We start from the raw sequence: 25,402 nt of genomic DNA on the forward strand, positions 1-25,402 counted from the left end.
CCACGCCGCAATACAATGCGGCGTGGTTTCTTTGAATGATCGATCATGACCTATTGCGTAGCCGCCCGCCTTGATGCCGGCCTGGTTTTCCTTTCTGACTCCCGCACGAACGCCGGCGTCGACCAGATCAGCGTCTTCCGAAAAATGACCGTGTTCGAGCGCCCGGGCGAGCGCGTCATGGTGCTGATGAGCTCGGGCAACCTGGCCGTCAGCCAGGCGGTGCTGCATGCGTTGGCGCGCCAGCACGACGAAGGCGGCGACACCATCTGGAACGCGCCCGACCTGTTCGAGGCCACCCGCTGCGTGGGCGCGGCGGTGCGCGAGGTCTACCGCCGCGAGGCGCCCGCGTTGCAGGAACAGGGCGTGGAGTTCAACGTCAGCCTGATTTTCGGGGGACAGATCGGCACGGAAGGCTGCCGGCTGTTCCAGGTCTACGCGGCCGGCAACTTCATCGAAGCCAGCCAGGAATGCCCGTACTTCCAGATCGGCGAAGCCAAGTACGGCAAGCCCATCCTGGACCGCGTGCTGCGCCCGGACACGTCGCTGGACGAGGCCGCCAAGTGCGCGCTGATCTCCATGGACTCGACCTTGCGGTCAAACATCTCGGTGGGCCTGCCGCTGGACCTGCTGGTCTACGACACCGACACGCTGCGCGTGACCCACTTTGCCAGCATCGACGAACGCAACGAGTATTTCCGCATGATCCGGGGCACCTGGGGCGAGCGCCTGCGCCAGGTCTTTGCCGAAATCCCGGACCCGCTGTGGACCAACCCCAACGACCCCGGTTCGCTGGTGCCGCCCAGCCGCGTGCACCAGCCGCTGCGTGTTGAACCCGTCAATGCGCCCCCGGCCAGCAGCTACCCCGCGCCGCAAGTGCTGGCCGAGGATCCAGGCAAGGATCAGGCCAGTTAGGGGGCAAGCGGCAAGCGGCAATCCCCGTTACATCACCAGCGATCCGCGCCAGCCAAGCGGCAATCCGCGTTAACCCGCCTTTCCGCCCGCTGAAACCTGGCTTGAAAAACGGCGAATTCTCATCCTTGTTCCGACGGGCCACACTGGGGTCCATCAAAAAACCACAAGGAGCGAGACATGCCCCATCATTTCGCGCGCGTGGCCGATCGCGCCTCCGTTCGCGCCTCCCTTCGCGCGACCATTCGCGCCTCTATTCGCGCCGCCTGGCCGGCACTGGCCCTGTCCTGCCTTGCCTGGGGCTCCGCCAGTGCGCAAGGCGCTTACCCCAACCACCCCATTTCGCTGGTCGTGCCGTTCGCCGCTGGCGGGCCGACGGACGTCGTGGCGCGCAGCCTGGGCGCGTCCATGGCCAAGACGCTTGGGCAAAGCATCATCATCGAAAACCGCACCGGCGCGGGCGGCACGCTGGCCTCGCAGCATGTGGCGCGCGCGGCGCCGGACGGCTACACGTTCCTGATCCACCACAACGGCATGGCGACCGCGCCGGCCCTGTATCGCAAGCTGTCGTTCAACCCGCTGACCGACTTCGCTTACGTCGGCCAGGTGGCGGACGTGCCCATGACGCTGCTGGGCCGCAAGGACTTGCCGGCCGACGGCATGGCGGGCTTTATCAAGTACGCGCGTGAAAACGGCAACAAGATCAACCTGGCCAACGCGGGCCTGGGCGCGGTGTCGCAGCTGTGCGGCATGCTGTTGCAGGAATCGCTGGGCGTGCAGTTCACCACCGTGCCCTATGCCGGCACGGCGCCCGCGATGACGGCGCTGCTGGGCGGCCAGGTAGACGTGCTGTGCGACCAGACCACACAGACCATCCCGCAGATCAAGGCCGACCGCGTCAAGCTGTTCGGTGTCACCACACTGGACCGCATCAAGACGCTGCCGGACGCGCCGACGCTACAGGAAGGCGGTTTGAAGGGCTTTGAGGTGAAGGTGTGGCACGGCGTCTATGCGCCCAAGGGCACGCCGCCAGAAGCCATCGACAAGTTCAACGCGGCGTTGCGCGCGGCGCTGAAGGACCCGGCGTTCTCGCAAAAGATGGCAGAGCTGGGCGCCGAGATCGTGCCGGAATCCAAGCAGACACCCGAAGGCCTGCAAACCTGGCTGCAAGCCGAGGTAGACAAGTGGGGCACCGTCATCCGCAAGGTAGGGGTGTACGCGGATTAAAAAAAGGGGGGCATTTCTGCCCCCCTTCTGCTTGCCGGATACCGCTTAGCGCTTAGCGTTTACCGTTTACCGATTACAGCGCCAGTTCCTTCCACACCGCCAGCGGGGCTTCCGCGTGGTTCAAGGTGTAGAAGTGCAGTCCGGGCGCGCCGTTGTCCAGCAGGGTCTGGCACAACTCGGTCACCACATCCACGCCAAAAGCGCGGATGGATGCCTTGTCGTCGCCAAACTCGGCCAGGCGCAGGCGGATCCAGCGCGGCACTTCGGCGCCGCACATTTCCGAGAAACGCAGCAGCTGGGTGTGGTTCGTGATGGGCATGATGCCCGGCACGATCGGCACCTTCACGCCCTTGGCCTGGGCCCGGTCGACAAAGTCGAAATAGGCGTCGGCGTTAAAGAAGTACTGCGTGATGGCCGCATCCGCGCCCGCGTTTACCTTGGCCACGAAATGGTCCAGGTCAAGCGACGGGTTGGCGGCCTGCGGGTGCATTTCGGGATAGGCCGCGACTTCGATGTGGAACCAGTCGCCCGTTTCCTCGCGGATGAACGACACCAGTTCGTTGGCGTAGCGCAGTTCGCCCGCATCGCCGCCCATGCCCGAAGGCAGGTCGCCACGCAGCGCCACCACGCGCCGCACGCCTTCGTTCTTGTAGGTTTGCAGAATGTCGCGCAGATCCTGCCGCGTGGCGCCCACGCAAGACAGGTGGGGCGCGGCATCGCAGCCCAGGTTACGCAGCGTGCGCACGGCGTCGGCCGTGCCGGCGCGCGTGGAACCACCCGCGCCGAAGGTCACGCTGACGTACTTGGGCTGGATGGCCAGCATCTGCTTGGCCGCGCGAACCAGCCGTTCCTGACCAGCCAGGTCACGCGGCGGAAAGAACTCCAGGCTGAAAGCAGGGGAAGTCGAGTCAGACATTAGGGGATCAGTTTGGTAAGCAGGCCAGAGATGATGCTGTACAGAATGGCACCGCCCACGGCCCACCAGAACCCGTTGACCTGGAAGCCCTTCAGCACGGAGCCGACGAACCAGAACAACAAGGCGTTGATGACGATAAGGAAGAGCCCAAGGGTGACGATCGTGATGGGCAGCGTCAGCAGCACCAGCACCGGCTTGACCAGCATGTTCACCAGACCCAGCACCAGCGCGGCGATCAGCGCAGACCCGAAACTGGCCACGGCAATGCCGGGCAAGAGGTAAGCAACAGCCAGCAGGGCCACCGCGTTCAGAATCCAGACGAGTATCAATGTCACCATGTTCGAACTCCTGTATTGACGCTCCGCGGCCCTGGCTTCGACAGACAAAAACAGGGAAATCCGCGGTTCGGAAAACCCGCGCCAACATGGCGCGGGTCTTTCCTATTGTGCTTTCAACCCATCAATAACGGTAGTGCTCGGGCTTGAAGGGGCCTTCGACCGGCACGTTGATGTAGTCGGCCTGATCCTTGCGCAGCGTCGTCAGCTTCACACCCAGCTTCTTCAGGTGCAGGCGGGCAACCTTTTCGTCCAGGTGCTTGGGCAGCACATAGACTTCGCCCGACTTGTAGGCTTCGTTGCGCGTGAACAGTTCGATCTGGGCGATGGTCTGGTTGGCGAACGAGGACGACATCACGAACGACGGGTGGCCGGTGGCGCAACCCAGGTTCACCAGGCGGCCCTGGGCCAGCAGGATGATGCGCTTGCCGTCCGGGAAGATCACGTGATCGACTTGCGGCTTGATCTCTTCCCACTGGCAATCGGCCAGGCCGGCAACGTCGATTTCGTTATCGAAGTGGCCGATGTTGCAGACGATCGCCTGGTCCTTCATGGCGTTCATGTGCTCACGCGTGATGACGTGGTAGTTGCCGGTGGCGGTGACAAAGATGTCGCCATGCGCGGCGGCCTCGTCCATCGTCACGACCTTGAAGCCTTCCATCGCGGCTTGCAGGGCGCAGATCGGGTCGATTTCGGTGACCCAGACCTGGGCGCGCAGCGCGACCAGCGCCTGGGCGCAGCCCTTGCCCACGTCGCCGTAGCCGGCCACGACGGCGATCTTGCCGGCAACCATCACGTCGGTGGCGCGCTTGATGCCGTCAACCAGCGATTCGCGGCAGCCGTACAGGTTGTCGAACTTGGACTTGGTGACCGAGTCGTTGACGTTGATGGCGGCAAAGGCCAGCTCGCCCTTTTGCGACATCTGGTACAGGCGATGCACGCCCGTGGTCGTTTCCTCAGTCACGCCCTTGATCTGCGCCAGGCGGGTGGAATACCACTTCGGATCACGCTTGAGCGTTTCCTTGATGGCGGCAAACAGGATGCGTTCTTCGTCGCTGCCCGGGTTGGCCAGCACCGACAGGTCTTTCTCGGCCTTGGTGCCCAGGTGCAGCATCAACGTGGCGTCGCCGCCATCGTCCAGGATCATGTTGGCGTGCTGGCCATTGGGCCATTCGAAGATCTTGTGGGTGTACTGCCAGTACTCTTCCAGCGTTTCGCCCTTGACGGCGAAGACCGGCGTGCCCGACGCGGCGATGGCGGCGGCGGCGTGGTCTTGCGTGGAGAAGATGTTGCACGAGGCCCAGCGCACTTCGGCGCCCAGGGCCACCAGCGTTTCGATCAACACGCCGGTCTGGATGGTCATGTGCAGGCTGCCCGCGATGCGCGCGCCCTTGAGCGGCTGCGCGGCGGCGAACTCTTCGCGGATGGCCATCAGGCCGGGCATTTCGGTTTCGGCGATGGCCAGTTCACGACGGCCCCAGCCTGCCAGCGACAGGTCGGCAACCAGGTAATCGGAGAAGGATTTATCAGTTACAGCGTTCATGGTGTGTAGGCTCCACGTGAATTTCGAACGGCGCACGATATGGCCGGACAACGCGAATACACCACGACAGTCGAGTGCTCGCCTTTCCCGCCATATGCGACAAAGGTGAGCGCCGTTGCTGTAGCGACGCGCAAGGCGCGGCGCTTGAACAAGGATTCCTGAGCCTGGCGAGCCGGGTTCCGCGTAGATGTGCACGATGTGCCGTGCAAGGCGGTAACCACGGGGTCGTCGCAACGCTCCTCAGGATTGCCGGGGATTGTACCGGTTTGGCCGGGGGTGCGGAAACCCGTCCCTGAAAAAAAACGCGCGTCATCCCGCCTGCGCGGGCGTGGGCCGGGAGGTCGATTCCGGCGGCAGCGGCTTCAATGGCACCAGGGCATCCAGCAACGAGGTCGCCACGGCATCCCAGCTGCGGGTCAACGCGTGCGCGCGCACGGCGTGGCGGTCCAGCGGCAAGGCGGCGCGGCAAGCATGCGCCAGGTCGTCGTCCAGGCAGCCGGTCACGCCGGGCGTCACCACCGCCAGCGGCGCCTCGCTGCGAAAGGCCGCCACGGGCGTGCCGCAAGCCATCGCTTCCAGCATCACCAGGCCAAACGTGTCGGTCAAACTGGGAAAGACGAACACGTCGGCGGCGCCATACAACGAAGGCAGCGCATCGTCCTGTTGCATCCCCAGGAATACCGCATCAGGAAAGCGTTTTTTCAGCCGAGCCTCATCCGGGCCGGCGCCCACCACGACCTTGCTGCCCGGCAGGTCCAGCGCCAGGAACGCGTCCAGGTTCTTTTCCCGCGCGACGCGGCCCACACTCAGGAAAACCGGGCGGGGCAGATGGGCGAGAGCCTGGCTGGCGCTGGGTTGGAATTTGCGCGGGTCCACGCCGCGCGACCAGATGCGCAAGTTGCTCAAGCCGCGCCGCACCAGCACATCGCGCACCGTCGGCGTGGGCACCAGCACGCATCGCGACGGCCGGTGGAACCAGCGCAGATACCGCCACGGCAAGGCGGCGGGTATGCCCATGCGCGCTTGCAGGTAGTCGGGGAACATGGTGTGGAACGACGTGGTGAACGCCCAGTCGCGCGACAGGGCCATGCGTCGCGCCGCCAGCCCCAGCGGGCCTTCGGTGGCGATGTGCAGGGCGTCGGGGATGGTGTCGCCCAGGATGCGGCGCAGTTGCCGCCCGGGTTGCAGGCAGAGCCGCAGATCCGGCTCGGATGGCGCCGGCACGGTGCGGCTGCCTTCCGGGCTGACCACGATCAGTTCGTGACCCCATTCCTGCAGGATCTGCCGCATGGTCGTCCAGGTGCGGACGACGCCGTTGACTTGCGGATGCCAGGCATCCGTGACCAGGACGATGCGCATGATAGGGCCGGAAGTGGGCGATACCGCGATTTAGCCCGCTTCATGTGACATGACCAAGACGGCGGCGATGATCGGCCGCTGGGCGCGGTCACCCGCGCCGCAATGCGCCTTTCAGTTATTGCGCCGGGGATACCCCTGCGCCTTGATGCGCACCCAGACGTCGCGCTTTTCCTCTTCCGTCATGAAGACCCAGTTGGCCACTTCCATGGCCGTGCGGCCGCAACCCCGGCAGATGTCGTCGAACAGCGTCGAGCACACGGCCACGCAGGGGGAGTCGGTTGCCTTGAAGACGCGTTGCGCGTCGTCGGGGTCGGGTAGTTCGGAAAGGTTGGCGAAGTGGCGATTCATGGGGCGAAGGTTACCACCAGGGTTGTGTCCCTTTTTGGATAGCCCTATCGCCCGCCAAGGCTTGGTTGACGCCTGCCGCCTACCGCCATCCGAAGAAGGCGCCGGCCTCTTGCAGCAGCGCGTCGGGGCACTCTTCCGCCAGGTAATGCGCCCCCGGCAAGGGGCCGCCCGACACGTCATCGGCGATGGCGCGCCATAGCGCCAGCACGTCAAAATTCTTGCCCACCGCGCCGCGTTCGCCCCACAGCGCCCGCACGGGCATGCGCAGCCTTTCGCCGTTGGCGCGGCCGGCGCGGTCATGGTCCAGGTCCACCGTGGCGGATGCGCGATAGTCTTCGCAAAGACCGGTGGCCCAGCCCGGCAGGCGCGCCGCGCGTTCGTATTCCGCCATTGCCTCGGCGGAAAAATGCGCCAGCCCACCGGGTCGGCCGCCCATCACCGACCGCAGATAGAACACCGGGTCATGCTCGATCATCGTCTCCGGCCCCGGCGTGGGCTGGATCAGCCAGAACCAATGGAAGTACGCCTGGGCGAACGCGCGCGTCGTGCCCTCGTACATGTCCAGCGTCGGCGCGATATCCAGCAGCATCATGCGCGACACGGCCTCGGCATGGTCCAGCCCCATTCGGTGCGCCACGCGCGCGCCGCGGTCGTGCGCCAGCACGTCGAAACGCGCATGCCCCAGCGCTTGCATCAGCCCAACCATGTCGGCCGCCATCTCGCGCTTTGAATGCGCAATGTGGCCGGGCGAGGCCGCAGGCTTGGTGCTGTCGCCATAACCCCGCAAATCGGCCGCCACGCAGGTGCGATGCTGCGTCAACGCCGGCCACACGCGGTGCCAGATGGCGCTCGTTTGCGGGTGGCCGTGCAGCAGCAGCAACGGCGGGCCCGCCCCGTCGATGCGCGCGGCGATCTCAACGCCATTGGTCTGGATACGGCGCACCGGCAAGTCGAAGAATGCGGTCATGGATACTGCCTCCTTGTGGATTTATCGTGCTGCCCGATCCAGGCGGTCGCGCACGGTGCGCGCCACATCCTTCATCCACGGATGCCGCGCCCAATGCGCCGCCTCGAACCGTTCAACATCGGGCAATTGCAGCAGCGACGCGCCCACCATGTCCTGGCCTTGCGCGTACATGCGGCGATGGCGTTCGGGCAGCGCAAAGCCTGCCGTCCAGCCATCCGCCGCGCGCACCTGCCCCGCCATGACGTCGATGGTCACGCGGTTGCCGCCCGATTCCTGCGTATTGGACACCCGCGCGAGCAAGGCGTCGACTTTCAAGGCGGGCAGGCTGACCAGCAGCAAGCCGTTGTTGACCGCGTTGAAGTAGAAGATCTCGCCAAAGCTGGGCGCGATCACGGCGCGGATGCCAAATTGCTGCAAGCCCCACACCGCGTGTTCGCGGCTGGAGCCACAGCCAAAGTTGGGTCCGGCCACCAGCACCGACGTGCCCGCGTAAGCGTCCTGGTTCAGCACAAAGTCCGCGCGCGGTGCGCCATGCTCGTCAAAGCGCAGGTCGTACAGCAGGCCACGGTCCAGCCCTGCCTTGTCGATGATGCGCAAAAACTGCTTGGGCATGATCTGGTCGGTGTCCAGATTGGAAAACGGCAGCGGCGCGGCCACGCCTTCGATCAACGGGTTCATTTGGCAAGACTCCATTCACGGACATCGACAATGCGGCCGGCCAGCGCGGCGGCGGCGGCCATGGCGGGGCTCATCAGGTGCGTGCGCCCTGCCCGCCCCTGGCGGCCTTCGAAATTACGGTTGGTAGTGGACGCGCAGCGCTCGCCGGGCCGCAGCACATCGTCGTTCATGGCCAGGCACATCGAACAGCCGGGTTGCCGCCATTCGAAGCCCGCTTCGATCAGCACCGCCGCGAGTCCTTCGGCCTCGGCCTGCGCGCGCACCGCGCCCGAGCCCGGCACGACCATGGCGCGCACGCCATCGGCCACTTTTCTGCCGCGCGCCAGGTCGGCCACGACACGCAGGTCTTCGATGCGCCCGTTGGTGCAGGACCCGATGAAGACGCGGTCCACCGGCACGCCCGCAATCGGCGCCCCCGCTGCCAGGCCGATGTAGTCCATCGCCTTTTCCAGCGCCAGCCGCGCCAGCTGATCGGGTTCGGCTTGCGGGTCAGGCACGTGGCCCGTGATCGGCAGCGCCTGGTCGGGGCTGGTGCCCCACGTGACAAACGGCGCGATGTCGGCGGCGTTGAACGTGTGTTCCACATCAAAGGCCGCATCCGAGTCGCTGCGCAGGGTGGCCCAGTACGCACGCGCCTGCGTCAGCAGGTCGCCATGCAGTTGCGGCGCGTGCGCGGTCACGTAGGCGTCGGTGGTGGCGTCCGGGGCGATCAGCGCGGCGCGCGCGCCGGCCTCCACCGTCATGTTGCACAAGGTCATGCGGGCCTCGGCGGACAGCGCCTCGATAGCGTGGCCGCTAAATTCCACCGCGTGCCCGCGCGCGCCTTGCGCCCCGATCCGATGCACCAGATAAATGACCAGGTCCTTGGCGGACACGCCCACGCCCAGCGTGCCGTCCACGCGGATGCGCAGGTTGCGCGCCACGCGGTACACCAGCGTCTGCGTGGCCAGGATGTGTTCAACCTCGGACGTGCCGATACCAAAGCCCAGCGCCCCCAGCGCGCCGTAGGTGGTCGTGTGGCTGTCACCGCACAACACCACCATGCCGGGCAGGATCATGCCGTGCTCGGGCGCGATCACGTGTTCGATGCCCTGCAACGGGTCGGTCGTATCGAACAGCGCAATGTGCTGCGCATCGCAATTGCGCTTCAGGTTCACGGCCTGGCGCGACGAGGCTTCATCGGCAATCACGCGCAACGCCGACGGCACGGGATGCGTGGGGATGATGTGGTCCACCACCGCCATCTGCTGCCCTGGCCGCAACACGGCCCTGCCGCGCGCGGCCAGTCCGCTGAAGGCTTGCGGGCTGGTGTATTCGTTCATGATGTGCAGATCGACGTACAGCAGGATATGCTCGTCATCGATGCGGGCCACCTCATGGCTGGCCACCAGTTTGTCGTACAGCGTCATGCCGGGCATGTCTTGCTTCCTTATGTCTTGCCTGATTGCTTGATTGCTTGATTGCTTGATTGCCTGACGCGGGGCGCCCGCCTTGCCGACGGACGGGTCTTGCTGCGTCTTGCTGCGTCTTGCTGTGTTTTCTGGGCGGCGCAGTGGGCCGGCTCAGTCAGCCGGCTCAGTTCGCCTGGATGCCGGCGTCCTTCACCACCCCTGCCCAGCGCGTCATCTCGGCGGCCACCATGTCGTCCGTCTTGGCGGGTGTGGAGACCAGCGGGTCAAAGCCTTCGCGCTGCATGCGCGCCTTGAGCTCCGGCGATTGCAGCGCCTGGGCCAGCTTTGCGTTCAAGGTGTCGATCACCGGCTGCGGCGTACCGGCCGGCGCGCTGATGACGAACCAGGTGTTGAACTCATACCCGGGCAAGCCGGATTCCGCGATGGTCGGCACATCGGGCAACAGCGGCGAACGCGTGGTGCCCGTCACGCCAAGCGCACGCAACTTCTTGCCGTCCACCTGCGGCTTGGCGGCCGACAGCACCGGAAAGCTCATCTGCACTTGCCCGCTGATGGTGTCGACCATGGCCGGCCCGCCACCCTTGTACGGCACGTGCAGAATCTGCGTCTTGGACACCGACTTGAACAGCTCCGCCGCCATGTGGAAGGTGCTGCCCGTGCCCGCCGAGCCAAAGCTCAGATCGTTGGCGGGCCGCGCGCGCACATAGGTCAGCAGTTCACCGACGTTCTTCACGGGCAGGGCGTTGGTCACCGTCAGCACATGTTGCGACGTACCGACCGTGCCCACCGAACGCAGATCCTTCTTCGTATCGAACGGCATGTCCTTGAACAGCGCCGGGTTGATGGCCAGCGACATCGTGTTGATGGCCAGCGTGTAGCCGTTGGGCTGCGCGCGCGCCACGGCGGCCATGCCGATGTTGCCCGACGCGCCCGCGCGGTTTTCAACGATCACGCTTTGCCCCAGCGCGCGCGCCCACGCGTCCGAGATCAGCCGCGCGGCGATATCGACGCTGCCGCCGGGCGCAAACGGCACAACCAACGTCACGGCGCGGTCGGGAAATGCGTCGGCGGCGGCAGCCGACAGGCTCCAACAGGCGCCAGCAACTAGCGCCGCGCACCAGGCGCGGGTGGTCGGTTTGATCTTCATGCGTTGTCTCCTCGATTGGCCGCGTTGATGGGAGGTCCCGTGCGGCTCTGCTTGGGTGAGGCCAGTGTATAAGCGGGGTCGATTCTTATAATTCGCGGTAAAACGAATTCTTTATTAAATTGAATTTATAAATAGCCCTGCGCGCCTGCCCGCGCTACCTGCCATGGACGCCCTTTCCGATCTCGCTTTCTTCTCGTTGGTGGTCAAACACGGCAACCTGTCCGCCACCGCGCGCGAACTGGGCCTGACCCCGCCCGCCGTCAGCGCGCGGCTGGCCAGGCTGGAACAGCGGCTGGGCGTACGCCTGCTGAACCGCACCACACGCCGCGTCAGCGTCACGCAAGAAGGCGAGCTATATCTGGCCGAGGGCGGCCGCATCCTGGCCGACCTCGAAGCGCTGGAACGCTCGGTATCCAGCGCCCGCGCCCAACCCCAAGGCCTGCTGCGGCTTAACGCCACCTTCGGCTTCGGCCGCGCCCACATCGTGCCCGCCGTATCCGACTTCGCGCGGCAGTACCCCGACGTGGAAGTGTTGATGCGGCTGACGGACCGGCCGCTGAACCTGATCGAAGAAGGGTTCGACGTTGCCGTGCGCTTCGGCGACCTGCCCGACGCCCGCCTGACTGCCCGCAAGATCGCCTCCAACCGCCGGCTCCTGTGCGCCTCGCCGCGCTACCTGGACGCCTACGGCGAACCCCGCACGCCGGGCGACCTGCAACGCCACCGCTGCATCGTCGTCCGCGAGAACGACGTCGCCTACGGCACCTGGCGCCTGCAAGCCGGCCAACGCGCCGAAACCGTAAAGGTGCGCGGCCCGGTCAGCTCCAACGACGGCCAAAGCGCGCTGGAATGGGCACTGGACGGCCACGGCATCGTCATGCGCTCGGAATGGGAAACCGCCGCCTACCTGCGCGACGGCCGGCTACGCGAAGTGCTGGCCGACTGGCGCACTCCCCCCGCCGACATTCATGCGCTATACCCGGAACGCCTGAACCTGCCGGCCAAGACGGTGGCGTTCGTGGACTTTCTGGCCCAACGATTTGCGCGGTATCTGAAGGCGCCGGGCGGGGCGGGAGGAGCGTGGTGATGCAGGCCGCCGACACAGTCGACTTGTAGCCCCGGGGCTACAAAATGCCCTGTCGTGCGAGACTTTGTAGCCGGCGGGCCACATGAAGCCTGCACTATGCGTGGCATCTGCTCGCGAACTATGTGGTCCGTAACGCGGATTGCCATGCCAAGAACATCGCGCTGTATTACACGTCACGCGACGATGTGGCTTACACGCCGATCTATGACGTCGTCACCACCCAGGCCTATCCCCAGTTCAGCAACAGCGCCCCTGCGCTATCTGTGGACGGGCGCAAGACGTGGGCGCCGGGAAACACGCTGGCCAAGTTCATGCTGGCCCGGCTGGGCATCGCTTCCAGGCAGTACCACGCCATGGTCGAACAACTATGTGAATCGGCCGTGGAGGTGGGCAATGAAGTCATCGAAGCGGCAAAGAACGAGCCGCAATGGCGTTGGATCGCCAAGCAAATGGTGCACGCCTGGAACGACGGCATGTGCGCATTGCGCAGTCCAAAGCTCGGTCAACAATATCGTGGCCTTGAAGACGCGATCGCCAATGCCGGCTATGAGGCCGCGGACACGCCGTTAAATACCGCGCGGGTCATCGGACGGTCCGACGGGCTGGCCGCGCCACGGCGGGCGTAGCCGCCCCCCTCAAATTTCATCAATCGCCGTACTTGCCGTTGTTCCCGCCGGGGCTTCCCCCGCGCCGATGGCGTAGCGGTCGCGGGTGGTGACGTAGAAGCTGGCGCCGAAGCGGCCTACCGGGAAGTAGTCTTGCAAGCGCACGCGCCAGGTGTCCGTGTCGATCAGGCCGTCGCGGGCGTGCAGCCAGCGGACCTGGCCGATGAAGATCTGGCGGCTGGCGGTTTCCATGGTTTCGTACAGCGTGCATTCGAAGGCGACGGGCGCCTGCACGATGCGCGGCGGCTTGACGTGGTGGCTGGGCGCGGCGTCCAGGCCCGCGTGGGCAAGCTCGCTGACGTCGGCGGGCAGGCGGTCGCCGCAGCGGTGCATTTTTTCGGCCATGGCTTCGTCGGTAAGGTGCACCACGAATTCCTTGTCGCGGGCGATGTTGCGCGCCGTGTCCTTCAGGCCGCCGTCTTCCAGCCGGTTGATGCTGACCATGACGATGGGCGGATCTTCGCCCAGCATGTTGAACATGCTGAACGGCGCGGCGTTGACCACGCCGGTTTCCGACAAGGTGGTGATCAGCGCAATCGGCCGGGGCACGATCAGGCTGGCCATCAGCTTGTAGCGCTGGTATTCGGTGATAGCGTCGAAGTCGATTTCCATATCAGGCCAGTCCCAGCATCTGGGCAAGGGTTTGCGCGGGCTGCGGGCGCTCAAGGCTGATGCGCCGCTCCAGGTCCGCCAGGTGGTTGTCGTTGATCTTCACGGCCTCGGCCACGTCGCCGCGTTCCATCAGGTCCACGATCAGCACGTGTTCGCCGTGTTCGCACGCGGCATTGCCGGGCGGTTCGTACAGGGCCACGATGAGCGAGCAGCGCGACACCAGTTCCGCCAGGTAGCCGTGCAGGATGGCGTTGCCGGAAAGCTCGCCCAGGCGCACGTGAAAAGCGCTGGCCTGGCGTGCCCAGGCGGGCTGGCCGGCGCGGTGCAAGAGTGCGTGCTCATCGCGCAGCTGCTTGCGCAGCGATGCGTAGTCGGCCTTGGTGGCGCGCGCGACGGCAAGCGGCAACAGCGCGGCCTCCAGCGCGCGGCGCGCCTGAAAGATCTGGCGCGTGTCTTCGGGCGTGGGCTCGGCCACCACGGCGCCCCGGTTGTGGTGCAGGTCCACCACATGCTCGTGCGCCAGCCGCTGCAAGGCCTTGCGCGCCACCGAGCGCGACACGCCGAACAATTCGCAGATGGCCGCTTCGGGCAGCTTCGTGCCGGGCGTCAGCCGCTGGCTCATCACGCTTTCATAGACGGCTTCGCAGATGCGGCGCTCCATGTCGCTGTCGGGCGCTCCCTCGGGAACGACGGCACCTGGGTCGGGCGTGGCGCCGATGTTGTCACGGGCGGCGGGCTTGGCGCGGGGTTTGGCGGATTGTCGGGTTGGCATGCTGGACTCGGGCAATGGACTCGGGCAATGAAAGGGCAAGACGGGCAAGACAGGCGGACGGACAAGCGTACGGACAAGCGGGGCGAGGGATGGCGCAATCGGTGGCCGCGCTGGATGGCTGCTTTAGATAGCCCCTCATGATGGCCGCTCTGGATGGCTGCTCTGGATGGCTGCTCAAAGCGCCGCGATCACCCCCGGTGGCAGGCCGTCCACATGGCGGCAGATTTCACCGGGCGTGGTGAACCAGATCTCTCCGCGATCGCGCGCGGCGGCCAGCGGTTCCAGTGCCCGCCGCAGATGACGCAAGCGGTACGGCTGCCCGACGATATAGGGATGCAGCGCAATGCCCATCACGAGCGGCTGGCGGGCGGACTGTGCGCGCATCTCTTCGAACTGGTCAAGAATCATATCGGCAAAGTCGCGCGCGTCCATCTTGCGGCCCATGATCATCGGGATGTCGTTGAGCTCTTGCGGATAAGGAATGGCCCACAGGTCGCCCGCGCGGGTGCGCATGCGCATGGGCTGATCGTCATGGCACCAGTTCAATGTATAGCGATAGCCGGCCTCGGCCAGCAGGTCGGGCGTGGCGTGGCTTTCGGATATCCACGGCGACAACCAGCCCGCCGGCGCCTGCCCGACATGCTGCTCGATGCGATCGCGGCAATGCGCCAGCAGCGCGCTTTCCTCTTCTTCCGGCAAGCCGCCCTGGCGATGCGCGTTGCTGTAGCCGTGGCCGATCAGTTCGTCGCCGCGCGCGCGAAACGCCTCGACAAGTTCGGGGCAATGGTCATACAGCGCGGTGTTGACCAGCACGCCAGCCGGCAAGCGCAGCTGGTCGAATAGATCCAGGCAGCGCCACGCGCCGACGCGGTTGCCGTATTCGCGCCAGGCGTAGTTCAGCACGTCAGGATGCGGCGATGCGGGCCCCAATTCGGCTCCCAGCCCCTCGCCAAACGCAAAGTGTTCGATATTGAAGCCCAGATACACGGCCAGCCTCGCGCCGTTCGGCCAGGTGTAGTCGGGACGGTCGGCGATGCCCTGATAGGCGAAACGGCCATGGCAGGCCAACGCGGCGGGCGTCCACGCATTGGCGTCGTCACGCCCCGGATTAGTGCTTGCGAGCAAGGTTGGATTCATTTTGGTGCAAATCCTGATGCATGATTGTTAACAAAATTCCAGAAGCTTTGGAAACAAAACTCGGCTTTGACGCAGACAAACCACGTTCAAAGACGCTGCTTGCCCCTCGTGGCGCAGTGATCGACACCCCCGGCGACCAGGTCGGCACAGATGGCATGGATCTTGCATGGGCTACGCAAGCAGCACTTATCCCCATGCAAGATCCGTTCCACTTTTTCAGGAGTGCCCCGATGGTCCCGACCCGCCGTTCCTTCCTGCTTCGCGCCACCGCCGCCGCCCTCTTCACGGCCGGCCTCGCCCTGCAACCGGCGCTTGCCGCCGACCCCATCAAGATCGGCCTGATCACCGCGCTGTCGGGTGAATCGGCGCGCGCCGGCGAAGCGCTCACGCGTGGCATGACCATCGCCATCGACGAGATCAACGCCAAGGGCGGCTTGCTGGGCGGACGCCAGATCGTGCTGGTGCGGCGCGATGACGAAGGCAATCCCGCCAAGGGCATGGCCGCCGCGCGCGAGCTGATCTTCAAGGAAAAGGTAGCCGTGCTGTTTGGCGGCCTGGACACGCCGGTGTCGATGGCCATCGTGCCCATCGTGAATCAGGAAAAGGTGCCGTTCATGGGCCCGTGGGCCGCGGGCACCGCCATCACGCAGAACAAGGGCAACCCGAACTTTGTGTTCCGCGTGTCGGCCATGGACGAAATCGTCGACAGCGCCATGCTCCAGTACGCGCAAAAGACCTTCCAGACGGCCAAGCCCGGCCTGATCCTGGTGAACAACCCGTGGGGCGAATCGAACGAAAAAGGCCTGAACGCGGCCATGGCCGCCGCCAAGGTCACGCCGGCCGGCACTGAAAAATTCCAGCCGAATGATCTGGACGTCGTGCCGCAACTGAGCCGTCTGAAGGCCGCAGGCGCCGACACGCTGTTCCTGGTGGGCAACGTGGGCCCGTCGGCGCAAGTGGTGAAGTCGCTGGACCGCATGGGCTGGAAGGTGCCCATCGTGTCGCACTGGGGCCCGGCCGGTGGCCGCTTCACGGAGTTGGCCGGCCCCAACGCCAAGAACGTGCACTTCGTGCAGACCTACAGCTTCTTTGGCAAGCAAGGGCCGGTGGGCGACAAGGTGATGCAGGCGCTCAAGACCAAGTATTCCGACATCAAGGGCCCGCAGGACATCACCCCCGCCGTGGGCGTGGCCAACGCGTACGACGGCATGCAGCTGGCGGCGCTGGCGATTGCGCAGGCCGGCTCCACCGATGGCGATGCCGTCCGCCAGGGCTTCTACAAGATCGGCAAGTACGACGGCCTGATCAAGACCTACGAACAACCCTTCACGCCGACCTCGCACGACGCGCTGCGCGAGGACGACTACGTGTGGACGCAGTTCATCGACAACCGCATCCTGCCCGTCAAGGGCACGCAATAAGGCGGCGCGGCACGGCATCGCCGGCCGCCACGCAAACCAGCACTTGAATCACGCGGGAGACGCGCATGTTGTTGATGTCCGCCATAGTCAGCGGCCTGGGTCTGGGAAGCATGTATGGGCTGATGGCCCTGGGCTTCTACCTGACCTACGCCGTGTCGGGGACGGTGAATTTCGCCCAGGGCAGTTCCATGATGTTGGGCGCCGTGCTGACCTATACCTTTGCGCAGACACTGGGCTGGCCGCTTGCGCCCGCGCTGTTGGTGGCGCTGGCCTTGTGCGGCGTGTATGGCCTGGTGGTCGAACGCCTGGCGGTGCGGCCGTTCGCCAGCCGGGGTTCCAACGCGTGGCTGATGTCGACGGTGGCGCTGGGCATCGTGCTGGACAACGTGGTGATGTTCACCTTCGGCAAAGAGCCGCGCAGCCTGCCGTCTCCGCTGGCCCAGGCCCCGCTTGAAATCGGTGGCCTGGGGCTGGGCATCTATCCGCTGCAATTGCTGATCCCGCTGGTCGGGCTGGCGCTGGCGGCCGCGCTACATACGCTGTCGCGTCGCACGCGCTGGGGCGTGGCATTGCTGGCCGTGGTGCAGAACCCGAACGCCGCGCGCCTGATGGGCATCCCGGTGCGCCACGCCATCATGGCCGCGTTTGCCGTGTCCACGCTGTTCGCGGGCGTGGCCGGCGCACTGGTCGCGCCGCTGTTCAATGTGCAGGCGGACATGGGCACGCTGTTCGGGCTGAAGGCGTATGTGGTCGCCATCCTGGGCGGCATCACCAGCGCCTGGGGCGTGATGATCGCGGGCCTGTTGTTCGGCGTGGTCGAAGCGCTGATCACCGTGGCGCTGGGCTCCGGATACACCCAGATCATCAGCTTCACGCTGGTGATCGTCATGCTGGCCGTGCGTCCCAACGGACTCTTCGGCCGCGCCGATGTCAGGAAGGTCTGATGAATAAGCAACTTGCATCGCGCTGGCTACCGCTGGCGCTGTACGCCGTGCTGGCCGTGGCGGCGCTGGCGCTGGCGGCCACCGTCAACGGCTACTACGTCTTCGTGCTGGGCAACGTGGCGCTGCTGGCGCTGGCCGGCATCGGCCTGAACGTATTGCTGGGCCTGACCGGCCAGATGTCATTCGGACACGCGGGCTTTTACGCCATCGGCGCCTACACCGTGGCCATCCTGACGGGCCAGGCGGGCTGGAGCTTCTGGCTGGCGTGGCCGGCCGCAGCGCTCGTGGCGGGCGCCTTTGGCCTGCTGCTGGCGCTGCCGGCGTTGCGCGTCAAAGGGCCGTACCTGGCAATGATCACCATCGCCTTCGGCTTCATCGTGGAACACGCGCTGATCGAAGGCGGCGACATCACGGGTGGGCAGAACGGATTGATGGGCATCGTGCAGCCCTCGCTTGCCGGTATCGGTGGCGACCGGGGCGTGGCGATGTTGGCCATCGTTGCCGTCTTCGTGGCGTTGGCGGCTTATGCGCTGCTATCGCGCGGGACTTGGGGCGCGGCGATGCGGGCCGTCAAGGACAGCGAGACGGCCAGCGAATCCATCGGCATCAACCCCTTGATGGTCAAGACCGTGGCGTTCATGGTGTCGGCCGCGGTGGTCGGCCTGGCGGGCGGGCTGGTTGCGCCGCAAGCCGGCATGATTACGCCGCACAACTTCAACTTCATGCAGTCGATCCTGTTCGTGCTGGCGGTAACGCTGGGCGGCGCGGGCTCGTTGGCCGGCCCCTTGTTGGGCGCGGTGGTGGTGGGCCTGCTGCCCGAACTGCTGTCCAGCCTGGAGGAATACCGGCTGCTGTTCTTCGGCGCATTCCTGTTGGTGGTGTTGTGGGCCGCGCCGGATGGCGTCGCGGGCTTGCTGTCACGCTGGCGGCGGCGCGCGGCGAACCACGCGCTGGCGCCGCGCCAAGGTGGCGGCATGGCGGCCGCCGCGCGCGACCGGCGCGTGTTGCGCGCCGACGCGCTGACCATGACTTTTGGCGGCGTGCGCGCGGTGCAGTCCGTGTCGTTCGACGTACCTCCCGCTGCCGTCACCGCGTTGATCGGGCCCAACGGCGCGGGCAAGTCCACCGTCATCAACATGCTTAGCGGCTACTACCAACCGACCAGCGGCGCGGTGTCGCTGGGCGATGCGCCGCTGGCCGCGCTGCCCGCCTATCGCGTGGCGCGCAGCGGCATTGCGCGCACCTACCAGACGTCACAGCTGTTCGACACGTTGACGGTGGAAGACAACGTGGCGCTGGGCATGGTGCGTGGCCGACTGGGCGGCTTGCTGGCCTCGCGCCGCTACCTGGCAGCGGACGTGCGCGAACGCGCCCGCGCGCTGCTGGCCTTCTGCGGCTACGAAGGCGCGCTTGACGTGCCCGCCGCCGACCTGCCGCACGTGGACCGGCGGCTGGTCGAAATTGCGCGCGCGCTGGCCACCGACGCCGACATCCTGTTGATGGACGAGCCCGCTGCCGGCCTGTCGCGCGAAGACAAGACGCGCCTGGCGAGTCTGCTGCGACGCATCGCCGATGCGGGCGCCGGCGTGCTGCTGGTGGAACACGACATGGCGCTGGTGATGGGCGTGTCCGATCACATCGTGGCGATCGACGCCGGTCGTGAATTGGCCAAGGGCAACCCCGCGCAGATCCAGCAGTCGCCAGCCGTGCGTCAGGCGTATCTGGGCGATGAAAACGCCCGGCGCGCGCCCGCCGCCCGGCAGCGCCCGGCCGGCGCCGCCATCGGGCCCGAAGTGCTGGGGGTGGGAAATCTGGTCACCGGCTACGGCGCCAACCCCGTGCTGCACGGCATCGACCTGCAAGTGCGGCAAGGCGAGATGGTGACCTTGCTGGGCGCGAACGGCGCCGGCAAATCCACGCTGATGCGCACGCTGGCCGGGCTGCATCGGCCCGCCGAGGGCGGCATGCACCTGCAAGGCACCGAACTGAACGGCCTGGCCGCCGACCGCATCGTTGCGCGCGGGCTGGTGTTGGTGCCCGAGGGGCGGCAGGTGTTTCCCGGCCTGAGCGTGCTGGACAACATCCGGCTGGGCGCCTTCCTGCATCCGCAAGACCGCGAGGCGCGCGTCGAAGAAATGCTGACGCGCTTTCCGCGCCTGCGCGAACGCCTGCATCAACGCGCCGGCCTGTTGTCAGGCGGCGAACAACAGATGCTGGCGATTGCGCGCGGCTTGATGTCCAAGCCCGTGATCCTGCTGCTGGACGAACCATCGCTGGGCCTGGCGCCCAAGATCATCGACGAACTGTTCGAAGCGCTGGACCGCCTGCGCGCGGAATCCATGACGATTCTGCTGGTGGACCAGATGGCGGCGCTGGCGCTGTCATTGGCCGACCGGGCCTATGTGCTGGAATCGGGACGCGTGGCGGCGCATGGCACGGCAGCGGAAATTGCACAGGACGGCGCGCTGGCACGCGCGTATCTGGGCGCATAGCGGCGCATCAGGCCGCTTGTCGCACCGCCACGCTGCCCGGGTCCCAGCGGCGGCCAGGCACGGCGGCAAGCAGCGCTTGCGTGTACGGATGCGCGGGGTGTCTGAAGACGTCCGCGCAGTCCCCCTCCTCCACGATCTTTCCGTCTTTCATGACGGCCACGTGATCACAGACCTGCGCCGCCACCCGAAGATCGTGCGTAATGAACACGATGGACAAGCCCAGTTGCAGTCGCAGCCGCGCCAGCAACGCCAGCACTTGCGCCTGCACCGACACGTCCAGCGCCGAGACGGGTTCGTCCGCGATCAGCACGCGCGGCCGCATCGCCAGGGCGCGCGCCAAGCCCACGCGCTGCCGCTGTCCGCCCGAAAATTCGTGCGGATAGCGCTTAACCGCATCCGCCGACAGGCCGACCAGCTCAAATAGCTCTTGCGCCAGCGCCCACGCCTCGCGCCGGGGCATGCCGTGCACCATCGGGCCTTGCGCCACGATTTCACCCACGCGCTGGCGCGGGTTCAACGACCCATACGGATCCTGGAACACCATCTGCACGCGCCTGGCATGCGCGCGGCGCGCGGTGGCTCCCTTGAACGCCAGCGGCTCGCCCGCCAGCACGATGCTGCCCGCATTGGGCGCCTGCAAGCCCAGCAGCGTGCGCGCCAGCGTGGACTTGCCCGATCCGCTTTCGCCGACGATGCCCAGCGTCTGGCCCTCTCGCAGCGTCAGGCCGACGTTGTCCAGCGCATGCGTCACGCGGTCCGGACGCCAGAACGCGCCGCGCTTGCGATACGTCTTGGACAGCGCCCGGGTCTGCAAGATGACCGGCGCATCGGCGTCCAGCGTCGCGCGCACGGCGGCCGGTTCCAACGGCGGCACCGCTGCAATCAGCGCGCGCGTGTACGGGTGCTGCGGGCGCTCCAGGACCTGCTCAGCGGAACCGCTTTCGACCAACACCCCCTGCTGCATCACCGCCACCCGATCCGCAATCTCGGCGACCACGCCGAAGTCATGCGTGATGAACAATACCGCCGTGCCTTTGCGCCGTTGCAGGTCGTGTATCAAGTGCAGTATCTGCGACTGCGTGGTGACGTCCAGCGCGGTCGTCGGTTCATCCGCGATAAGCAGCGCCGGCTCCAGGGCAAGAGCCATGGCGATCATCGCGCGCTGGCGCTGGCCACCAGACAGTTCATGCGGATAGGCGTGTACGGCCTGCTTGGGATTCGGCAGGCGGACCGACTCGAGCAGGTCCAGCGTGCGCCGCGCGATTTCAGCGTTCGGCAGACGGGTGTGGGTGCGAAAGACCTCGCCTATCTGATCGCCGATGGTGCGCAGCGGATTCAAAGCCGTCATGGGCTCTTGGAAGATCATGCCGATACGCCGGCCGCGCAAACGGCGCAAGGCCTCGGGCGACATTTGCAGCAGGTCCTGGCCTTCCCAATGAATCTGTCCGCCGCTGGCCCGCACGCCCTGCGGCAACAGGCCCAGGATGGCGCCCGCCGTTAACGATTTTCCGGACCCGCTTTCGCCCACCACGCACACGATCTCGCCCGCCTTCACGCTAAGCGTCAGGTCTTTCAATGCGTGCGGTCGGTCGGCGCCCGGCGGAAGGTCCACCGTCAAATTCTGGATGTGAAGCAATTGGGTCATGTTGGTTCAAGCCTTGCGCCGCCTAGGTAGACCCGCACAGGCATGCCGGGCTTGCAAGGCGACGTGATGGTTCTGCCGGGAGGAAGCCGCCGATAGTAGGCCCGCGCCACACGCACTGCGAAATGCTGATTTCTCATTTGTTCATATTGGATCAGGCACGCAGCCCGTCGTACGCGACATGAAATGAAAACCAGATATCCACATGCGAATTCAATCGTTCAAGCGCGCCGCCACGTGCGACAGACTTCAGGTCTTCCCAACGCGAATCCAGGAATTCCATGTCTCTTCCCTCAGTCACCGGCCTAGACCACTACATCATCCGGGTCAACGATCTGCAGGCGGCGACGGACCGCTACGTGAAGCTGGGATTCAGCCTGGCCCCGCAAGGCAGGCACCATCGCGGCACGCGCAACCAGACCATCATTCTTGATGCGAACTATCTGGAGCTGCTTTATTTCCCAGAAGAACTGAAAGCCGAGTCGCGCTTCAGCGGTTACGACGATGCCTACGAAGGCCCCGTCGCCACCGCGCTGCAAACCACCGACAGCACCGCCGTGCACCAGGAACTGGCGCGGTTGGGCATTACGGCTGACGATCCGCAAAGCGGCGGACGCCCCGTGCATCTGCCCGAAGGCAGTGAAGACGCGGCGTGGATCAACACGAATTTTCCGGCCGGCCTGTTGGGCGTGCCCGACTTCTTCACGTGCGGCCACTTGACGCGCCACCTGGTGTATCGCCCGCAATGGCAGGACCACGCCAATGGCGCTCGGCGCATCGAATCGCTGGTCGCCGTGCACCCCGATCCCGCCTCTTTGCGTGCGGGTTATGAGCGCGTGTTCGGCGCCATTGCCATCAGCGCGCTGCCCGACAACGGCCTGCAAGTGCGTCGCGGCAGCCTGCGCATCGACTTCCTCAGCCCTGCCGCGTTTGAACAGCGTTACCCCCGCGTTCGCATTCCGGCCGGCTTGCCGGCATCGGCGGGCGGCGGCTGGTTTGCCGGATCGGTCATCGGTGTGCGCGACCTGGCAAAAACGCGCGCGCTGTTCGACGCCAATCAGGTGAACTATCGCGCCAACGCCCAAGGCGAACTGGTGGTGCCGCCGGAAGCAGGCGCGGGTGCGCTGCAAGTTTTTGTGCAAGAGGCGGCCTGACATGAGCGACGCCCTGCCCGATTATTGGGACTGCTTCAGCACCGACTACGCGGCGGCGCGCGACGCCTTTGTGGCGATAGCCCAAGCGCGTGGCGCGGTGCTGTCCCGCCATGAACATCCCACATTGAAAGACCCACACGGCCGCGCGCTGAGCGTGGATGTGGCCGTGCTGGGCCGCGTCGACGCGCCCCGCACGCATCTGGCGATCAGCGGCACGCACGGGCTGGAAGGCGCGGCGGGCTCCGCCGTGCAGATCGGCTGGCTGCGCGCCGATGGCGGCACGCCCTTGCCGGACGACGTCAACGTCGTGCTGGTGCACGCGTTGAACCCGTACGGCTACGCATATGACTCGCGCACGACTGAAAACAACGTCGACCTGAATCGCAACTTCATTGACCACACGCGCCCCACGCCGGCCAACCCGCACTACGCCACGCTGCATCCGCACCTGATCCCGGCCGCCTGGACGGAATCCAGCCTGGCGGCCGGCGCGCGCGAGGTCGAAAAATTTGGCACGACCCACGGCGCCGACGTGCTGTTCAACACAACGGCCAGCGGCCAGTACACCCATCCGGACGGCCTGGTCTACGGCGGCAGCGGCCCCGAATGGTCCAACCGCATCTTGCGCCGCATCGTCGACGAACATCTGGCCGCCAGCCAGCGCGTGTCGTTTATCGACTGGCACACCGGCATCGGTGAATACGGGGAACCGTTCTTCCTGTGCTTCAACGACGAAGGCAGCGCAGAACAGGCGCAGGCCGCCCAATGGTGGGGCGCCGAACGCGTGCGCGACCAGCGCCCGCATGGCCTGGCGCGACCCGACTACCAGGGCCTGGTGTTTCGCGGCGTGCAGCAGGCGTTGGGCAGCCGCCCCCTGGCGGGCGCCGTCGTGGAGTTCGGCACGCGCGGCTTGCGGATGCGGGCCGCGCTCAGGCTGGACCAGTGGCTGCGTTTCAAGGCCCCGCTGGCACCCGACGCCGCGCGCGACAAGCAGTTGCGCGCCGACCTGATCGACGCCTTCGTGCCGGTATCCAGCGTGTGGCGGCGCAGCGCCCTTGCCCATGGTCTTGCCATCACCCGCCAGGCGATTGCCGGCGTGGCGTCCTGGTAAGCCGGCGTCCTATTTCTTCCTATTTTTTCCTATTTTTTCCTATTCCTTTTTCCCTCAAGCATTCATGAAAGCAATCGTATTGCGTGAACACGGCGGCAACGACAAGCTCCGCCTGGAAACCGAATTCCCTGACCCCGTCGCCGGCCCGGATGACGTCGTCATTCGTGTGCGTGCGTCATCATTGAACTACCACGACGTATTCACGCGCCGTGGCATGCCCGGCATCAAGTTGCCCTTTCCCGTGATCATCGGCCTGGACGTGGCCGGCGAGGTCGTGCAGACCGGCCAAAACGTCCACGACTGGAAAGCCGGCGACCGCGTGCTGGTGGACCCGATCGACCGTGTGGACGGCGGGCTGGTGGGCGAGACCATCCATGGCGGTCTGGCCGAGCTTTGCCGCGTACCCGCGCACCAGCTGATTCGGCTGCCCGACGAGGTCAGCTTCGAACAGGCCGCGGCGTTGCCGGTGGCCTATGGCACCGCGCTGCGCATGATGAACCGCATCGGTCAGATCCAGGCTGGCGAAAAAGTCCTGATCCTGGGTGCCAGCGGCGGGGTGGGCGTATGTGCGGTGCAATTGGCCAAGCTGGCTGGCGCCGAAGTCATCGCTTGCGTGGGCACGCCGGAAAAAGGCGAGGCACTGCGCGCGCTGGGCGCCGACCACATCATCCTGTACACCGAGGAAGACTTCCTGAAGGCCGTGCAGGAACGCTTTGGCCGCCCTGCCCGCCGTCGCGGCGCCAAGTCGGGCGGCGTGGATGTCGTGGTGAATTTCACCGGTGGCGACACGTGGGTGAAATCGTTGCGCTGCCTGCGCCTGGGCGGCCGCCTGCTGACCTGCGGCGCCACGGCGGGGTTCGACCCCAAGGAAGACCTGCGATACATCTGGACGTTCGAACTTCAGATACGCGGCTCGAACGGCTGGGACCGCGACGACCTGCATGAGCTGCTGGAGCTGGTGCGCAGCGGCAGGCTGCACGTGCAGGTGGACCGTACCTGGCCGCTGGCGCAAGGCGCTCAGGCATTGGCATCGCTGGAAGATCGCAAGATCGTCGGCAAAGTGCTGGTGACTTCATGAGCGCGGTGCTGAACGCCAGCCAGATACAGGCCAAATTCGACGATTCGCCCTTCATCGCATGGCTGGGCCTGTCTGTCAGCGACGTGGATCACGAGCGCGGCGAACTGACCGTGCTGGCGCCGATGCGGCCGGAGTTCGAACGGGGTGCCGCCAGCGGCCAATGGCATGGCGGCCCGTTGGCCGCCGTGATCGACACGGTAGGCGATTTTGCCGTCGGCATGCTGCTGGGCCGTGGGCTGCCCACCATCAACTTTCGCGTCGACTACCTGCGGCCCGCCATCAACACCGGGCTGACCGCCGTGGCGCGCGTGCGCCGCAATGGTCGCAGCGTCGGCGTGGCGGATGTGGACCTCTACAACGATCAGGGCGCGCTTGTCGCCATCGGCCGCGCTACCTACGCCACGCTCAGCCAAGGCTGACAGCGCAACACCATAAGGATGCCCATC

At 66.0% G+C, this 25,402-nt stretch carries 24 protein-coding genes, 1 pseudogene and 1 riboswitch; of the genes and pseudogenes, 11 read left to right on the top strand and 14 right to left on the bottom strand.

Annotated elements, in window-relative coordinates; all coding sequences use genetic code 11:
• Positions 1-45: 45 nt before the first annotated feature.
• Positions 46-912 (top strand): proteasome-type protease, encoded by an 867-nt coding sequence (locus tag AC0Z35_RS06420; protein ID WP_046803022.1) that lies wholly within the window; start codon positions 46-48, stop codon positions 910-912.
• 177 nt (positions 913-1,089) lie between these two features.
• A complete protein-coding gene (locus AC0Z35_RS06425) occupies positions 1,090-2,136 on the top strand; it encodes a tripartite tricarboxylate transporter substrate-binding protein (RefSeq protein ID WP_485131098.1) in 1,047 nt (348 codons plus the stop codon).
• 73 nt (positions 2,137-2,209) lie between these two features.
• On the opposite strand, the gene metF is transcribed toward AC0Z35_RS06425, so the two are convergent.
• The 9 genes from metF to AC0Z35_RS06470 all read right to left on the bottom strand — a co-directional run bounded on the left by metF (position 2,210) and on the right by AC0Z35_RS06470 (position 10,841).
• A complete protein-coding gene (metF, locus tag AC0Z35_RS06430; RefSeq protein WP_046803021.1) occupies positions 2,210-3,052 on the bottom strand; it encodes a methylenetetrahydrofolate reductase [NAD(P)H] in 843 nt (280 codons plus the stop codon).
• Positions 3,052-3,387 carry a phage holin family protein gene (locus AC0Z35_RS06435; protein ID WP_006224804.1) on the bottom strand — a complete coding sequence of 112 codons (336 nt, stop codon included), beginning with the start codon at positions 3,385-3,387 and terminating at the stop codon, positions 3,052-3,054. Before AC0Z35_RS06435 ends, metF begins: the two co-directional genes overlap by 1 nt.
• 124 nt (positions 3,388-3,511) lie before the next feature.
• Positions 3,512-4,930, bottom strand: coding sequence for an adenosylhomocysteinase (gene ahcY / locus AC0Z35_RS06440; protein ID WP_046803020.1), 1,419 nt, complete (start codon positions 4,928-4,930; stop codon positions 3,512-3,514).
• Between the two features lie 100 nt (positions 4,931-5,030).
• A riboswitch (S-adenosyl-L-homocysteine riboswitch) is annotated at positions 5,031-5,178 on the bottom strand.
• Positions 5,179-5,239: 61 nt separating this feature from the next.
• Positions 5,240-6,289, bottom strand: a complete 1,050-nt coding sequence (locus AC0Z35_RS06445) for a glycosyltransferase family 4 protein (RefSeq protein WP_485131097.1) — start codon at positions 6,287-6,289, stop codon at positions 5,240-5,242.
• Between the two features lie 111 nt (positions 6,290-6,400).
• Entirely contained in the window at positions 6,401-6,637 is a 237-nt protein-coding gene (locus AC0Z35_RS06450) for a DUF1289 domain-containing protein (protein ID WP_046803018.1), read from the bottom strand.
• A gap of 79 nt (positions 6,638-6,716) precedes the next feature.
• A complete protein-coding gene (locus AC0Z35_RS06455) occupies positions 6,717-7,604 on the bottom strand; it encodes an alpha/beta fold hydrolase (protein ID WP_485131096.1) in 888 nt (295 codons plus the stop codon).
• A gap of 21 nt (positions 7,605-7,625) precedes the next feature.
• Entirely contained in the window at positions 7,626-8,282 is a 657-nt protein-coding gene (leuD, locus tag AC0Z35_RS06460; protein ID WP_314355292.1) for a 3-isopropylmalate dehydratase small subunit, read from the bottom strand.
• On the bottom strand, positions 8,279-9,700 hold the full coding sequence (leuC, locus tag AC0Z35_RS06465) for a 3-isopropylmalate dehydratase large subunit (protein ID WP_120157235.1): 1,422 nt from the start codon (positions 9,698-9,700) through the stop codon (positions 8,279-8,281). The genes leuD and leuC overlap by 4 nt, the downstream gene beginning before the upstream one ends.
• Before the next feature lie 157 nt (positions 9,701-9,857).
• Complete coding sequence (locus AC0Z35_RS06470) at positions 9,858-10,841, bottom strand: tripartite tricarboxylate transporter substrate binding protein (RefSeq protein ID WP_485131095.1); 984 nt, start codon at positions 10,839-10,841, stop codon at positions 9,858-9,860.
• A 163-nt stretch (positions 10,842-11,004) separates the two neighbouring features.
• On the opposite strand from AC0Z35_RS06470, the gene AC0Z35_RS06475 reads away from it, so the two are divergent.
• A complete protein-coding gene (locus tag AC0Z35_RS06475; protein ID WP_485131094.1) occupies positions 11,005-11,928 on the top strand; it encodes a LysR family transcriptional regulator in 924 nt (307 codons plus the stop codon).
• A gap of 95 nt (positions 11,929-12,023) precedes the next feature.
• Positions 12,024-12,554, top strand: a pseudogene (locus AC0Z35_RS06480) (HipA domain-containing protein); the annotation flags it as partial.
• 9 nt (positions 12,555-12,563) lie between these two features.
• Here the strand turns inward: AC0Z35_RS06480 and AC0Z35_RS06485 are convergent.
• The 3 genes from AC0Z35_RS06485 to AC0Z35_RS06495 form a co-directional block, all read right to left on the bottom strand.
• Positions 12,564-13,205, bottom strand: a complete 642-nt coding sequence (locus AC0Z35_RS06485; protein WP_046803011.1) for a flavin reductase family protein — start codon at positions 13,203-13,205, stop codon at positions 12,564-12,566.
• Between the two features lies 1 nt (position 13,206).
• Entirely contained in the window at positions 13,207-13,977 is a 771-nt protein-coding gene (locus tag AC0Z35_RS06490; RefSeq protein ID WP_104142592.1) for a GntR family transcriptional regulator, read from the bottom strand.
• Between the two features lie 174 nt (positions 13,978-14,151).
• Positions 14,152-15,114: a polysaccharide deacetylase family protein gene (locus AC0Z35_RS06495; RefSeq protein WP_485131093.1), complete on the bottom strand. Its 963-nt coding sequence runs from the start codon at positions 15,112-15,114 to the stop codon at positions 14,152-14,154.
• Positions 15,115-15,344: 230 nt separating this feature from the next.
• On the opposite strand from AC0Z35_RS06495, the gene AC0Z35_RS06500 reads away from it, so the two are divergent.
• The 3 genes from AC0Z35_RS06500 to AC0Z35_RS06510 all read left to right on the top strand — a co-directional run bounded on the left by AC0Z35_RS06500 (position 15,345) and on the right by AC0Z35_RS06510 (position 19,971).
• Positions 15,345-16,535 carry an ABC transporter substrate-binding protein gene (locus AC0Z35_RS06500; RefSeq protein ID WP_319301961.1) on the top strand — a complete coding sequence of 397 codons (1,191 nt, stop codon included), beginning with the start codon at positions 15,345-15,347 and terminating at the stop codon, positions 16,533-16,535.
• A gap of 65 nt (positions 16,536-16,600) precedes the next feature.
• Positions 16,601-17,479, top strand: coding sequence for a branched-chain amino acid ABC transporter permease (locus AC0Z35_RS06505; protein ID WP_046803008.1), 879 nt, complete (start codon positions 16,601-16,603; stop codon positions 17,477-17,479).
• The gene (locus AC0Z35_RS06510) at positions 17,479-19,971 is read left to right on the top strand and encodes a branched-chain amino acid ABC transporter ATP-binding protein/permease (protein WP_485131092.1); all 2,493 of its coding nucleotides are present in this window, start codon (positions 17,479-17,481) and stop codon (positions 19,969-19,971) included. Before AC0Z35_RS06505 ends, AC0Z35_RS06510 begins: the two co-directional genes overlap by 1 nt.
• A 7-nt stretch (positions 19,972-19,978) precedes the next feature.
• On the opposite strand, the gene AC0Z35_RS06515 is transcribed toward AC0Z35_RS06510, so the two are convergent.
• Both AC0Z35_RS06515 and AC0Z35_RS06520 read right to left on the bottom strand, forming a co-directional pair.
• Complete coding sequence (locus tag AC0Z35_RS06515; protein WP_485131091.1) at positions 19,979-21,616, bottom strand: dipeptide ABC transporter ATP-binding protein; 1,638 nt, start codon at positions 21,614-21,616, stop codon at positions 19,979-19,981.
• 151 nt (positions 21,617-21,767) lie between these two features.
• Entirely contained in the window at positions 21,768-21,896 is a 129-nt protein-coding gene (locus AC0Z35_RS06520) for a hypothetical protein (RefSeq protein WP_255444113.1), read from the bottom strand.
• Here AC0Z35_RS06520 and AC0Z35_RS06525 point away from each other — a divergent pair.
• From AC0Z35_RS06525 to AC0Z35_RS06540, 4 genes are all read left to right on the top strand, one after another.
• Entirely contained in the window at positions 21,895-22,767 is an 873-nt protein-coding gene (locus AC0Z35_RS06525; protein ID WP_120157242.1) for a VOC family protein, read from the top strand. The genes AC0Z35_RS06520 and AC0Z35_RS06525 overlap by 2 nt on opposite strands.
• A gap of 1 nt (position 22,768) precedes the next feature.
• On the top strand, positions 22,769-23,878 hold the full coding sequence (locus AC0Z35_RS06530) for a M14 family metallopeptidase (RefSeq protein ID WP_485131090.1): 1,110 nt from the start codon (positions 22,769-22,771) through the stop codon (positions 23,876-23,878).
• Between the two features lie 64 nt (positions 23,879-23,942).
• Positions 23,943-24,956, top strand: coding sequence for a quinone oxidoreductase family protein (locus tag AC0Z35_RS06535; protein WP_046803003.1), 1,014 nt, complete (start codon positions 23,943-23,945; stop codon positions 24,954-24,956).
• Positions 24,953-25,375, top strand: coding sequence for a PaaI family thioesterase (locus AC0Z35_RS06540; RefSeq protein ID WP_104142586.1), 423 nt, complete (start codon positions 24,953-24,955; stop codon positions 25,373-25,375). The genes AC0Z35_RS06535 and AC0Z35_RS06540 overlap by 4 nt, the downstream gene beginning before the upstream one ends.
• Positions 25,376-25,402 lie beyond the last annotated feature (27 nt).

The organism is Achromobacter sp. 1L-A-4-B-C2 (assembly GCF_057291955.1).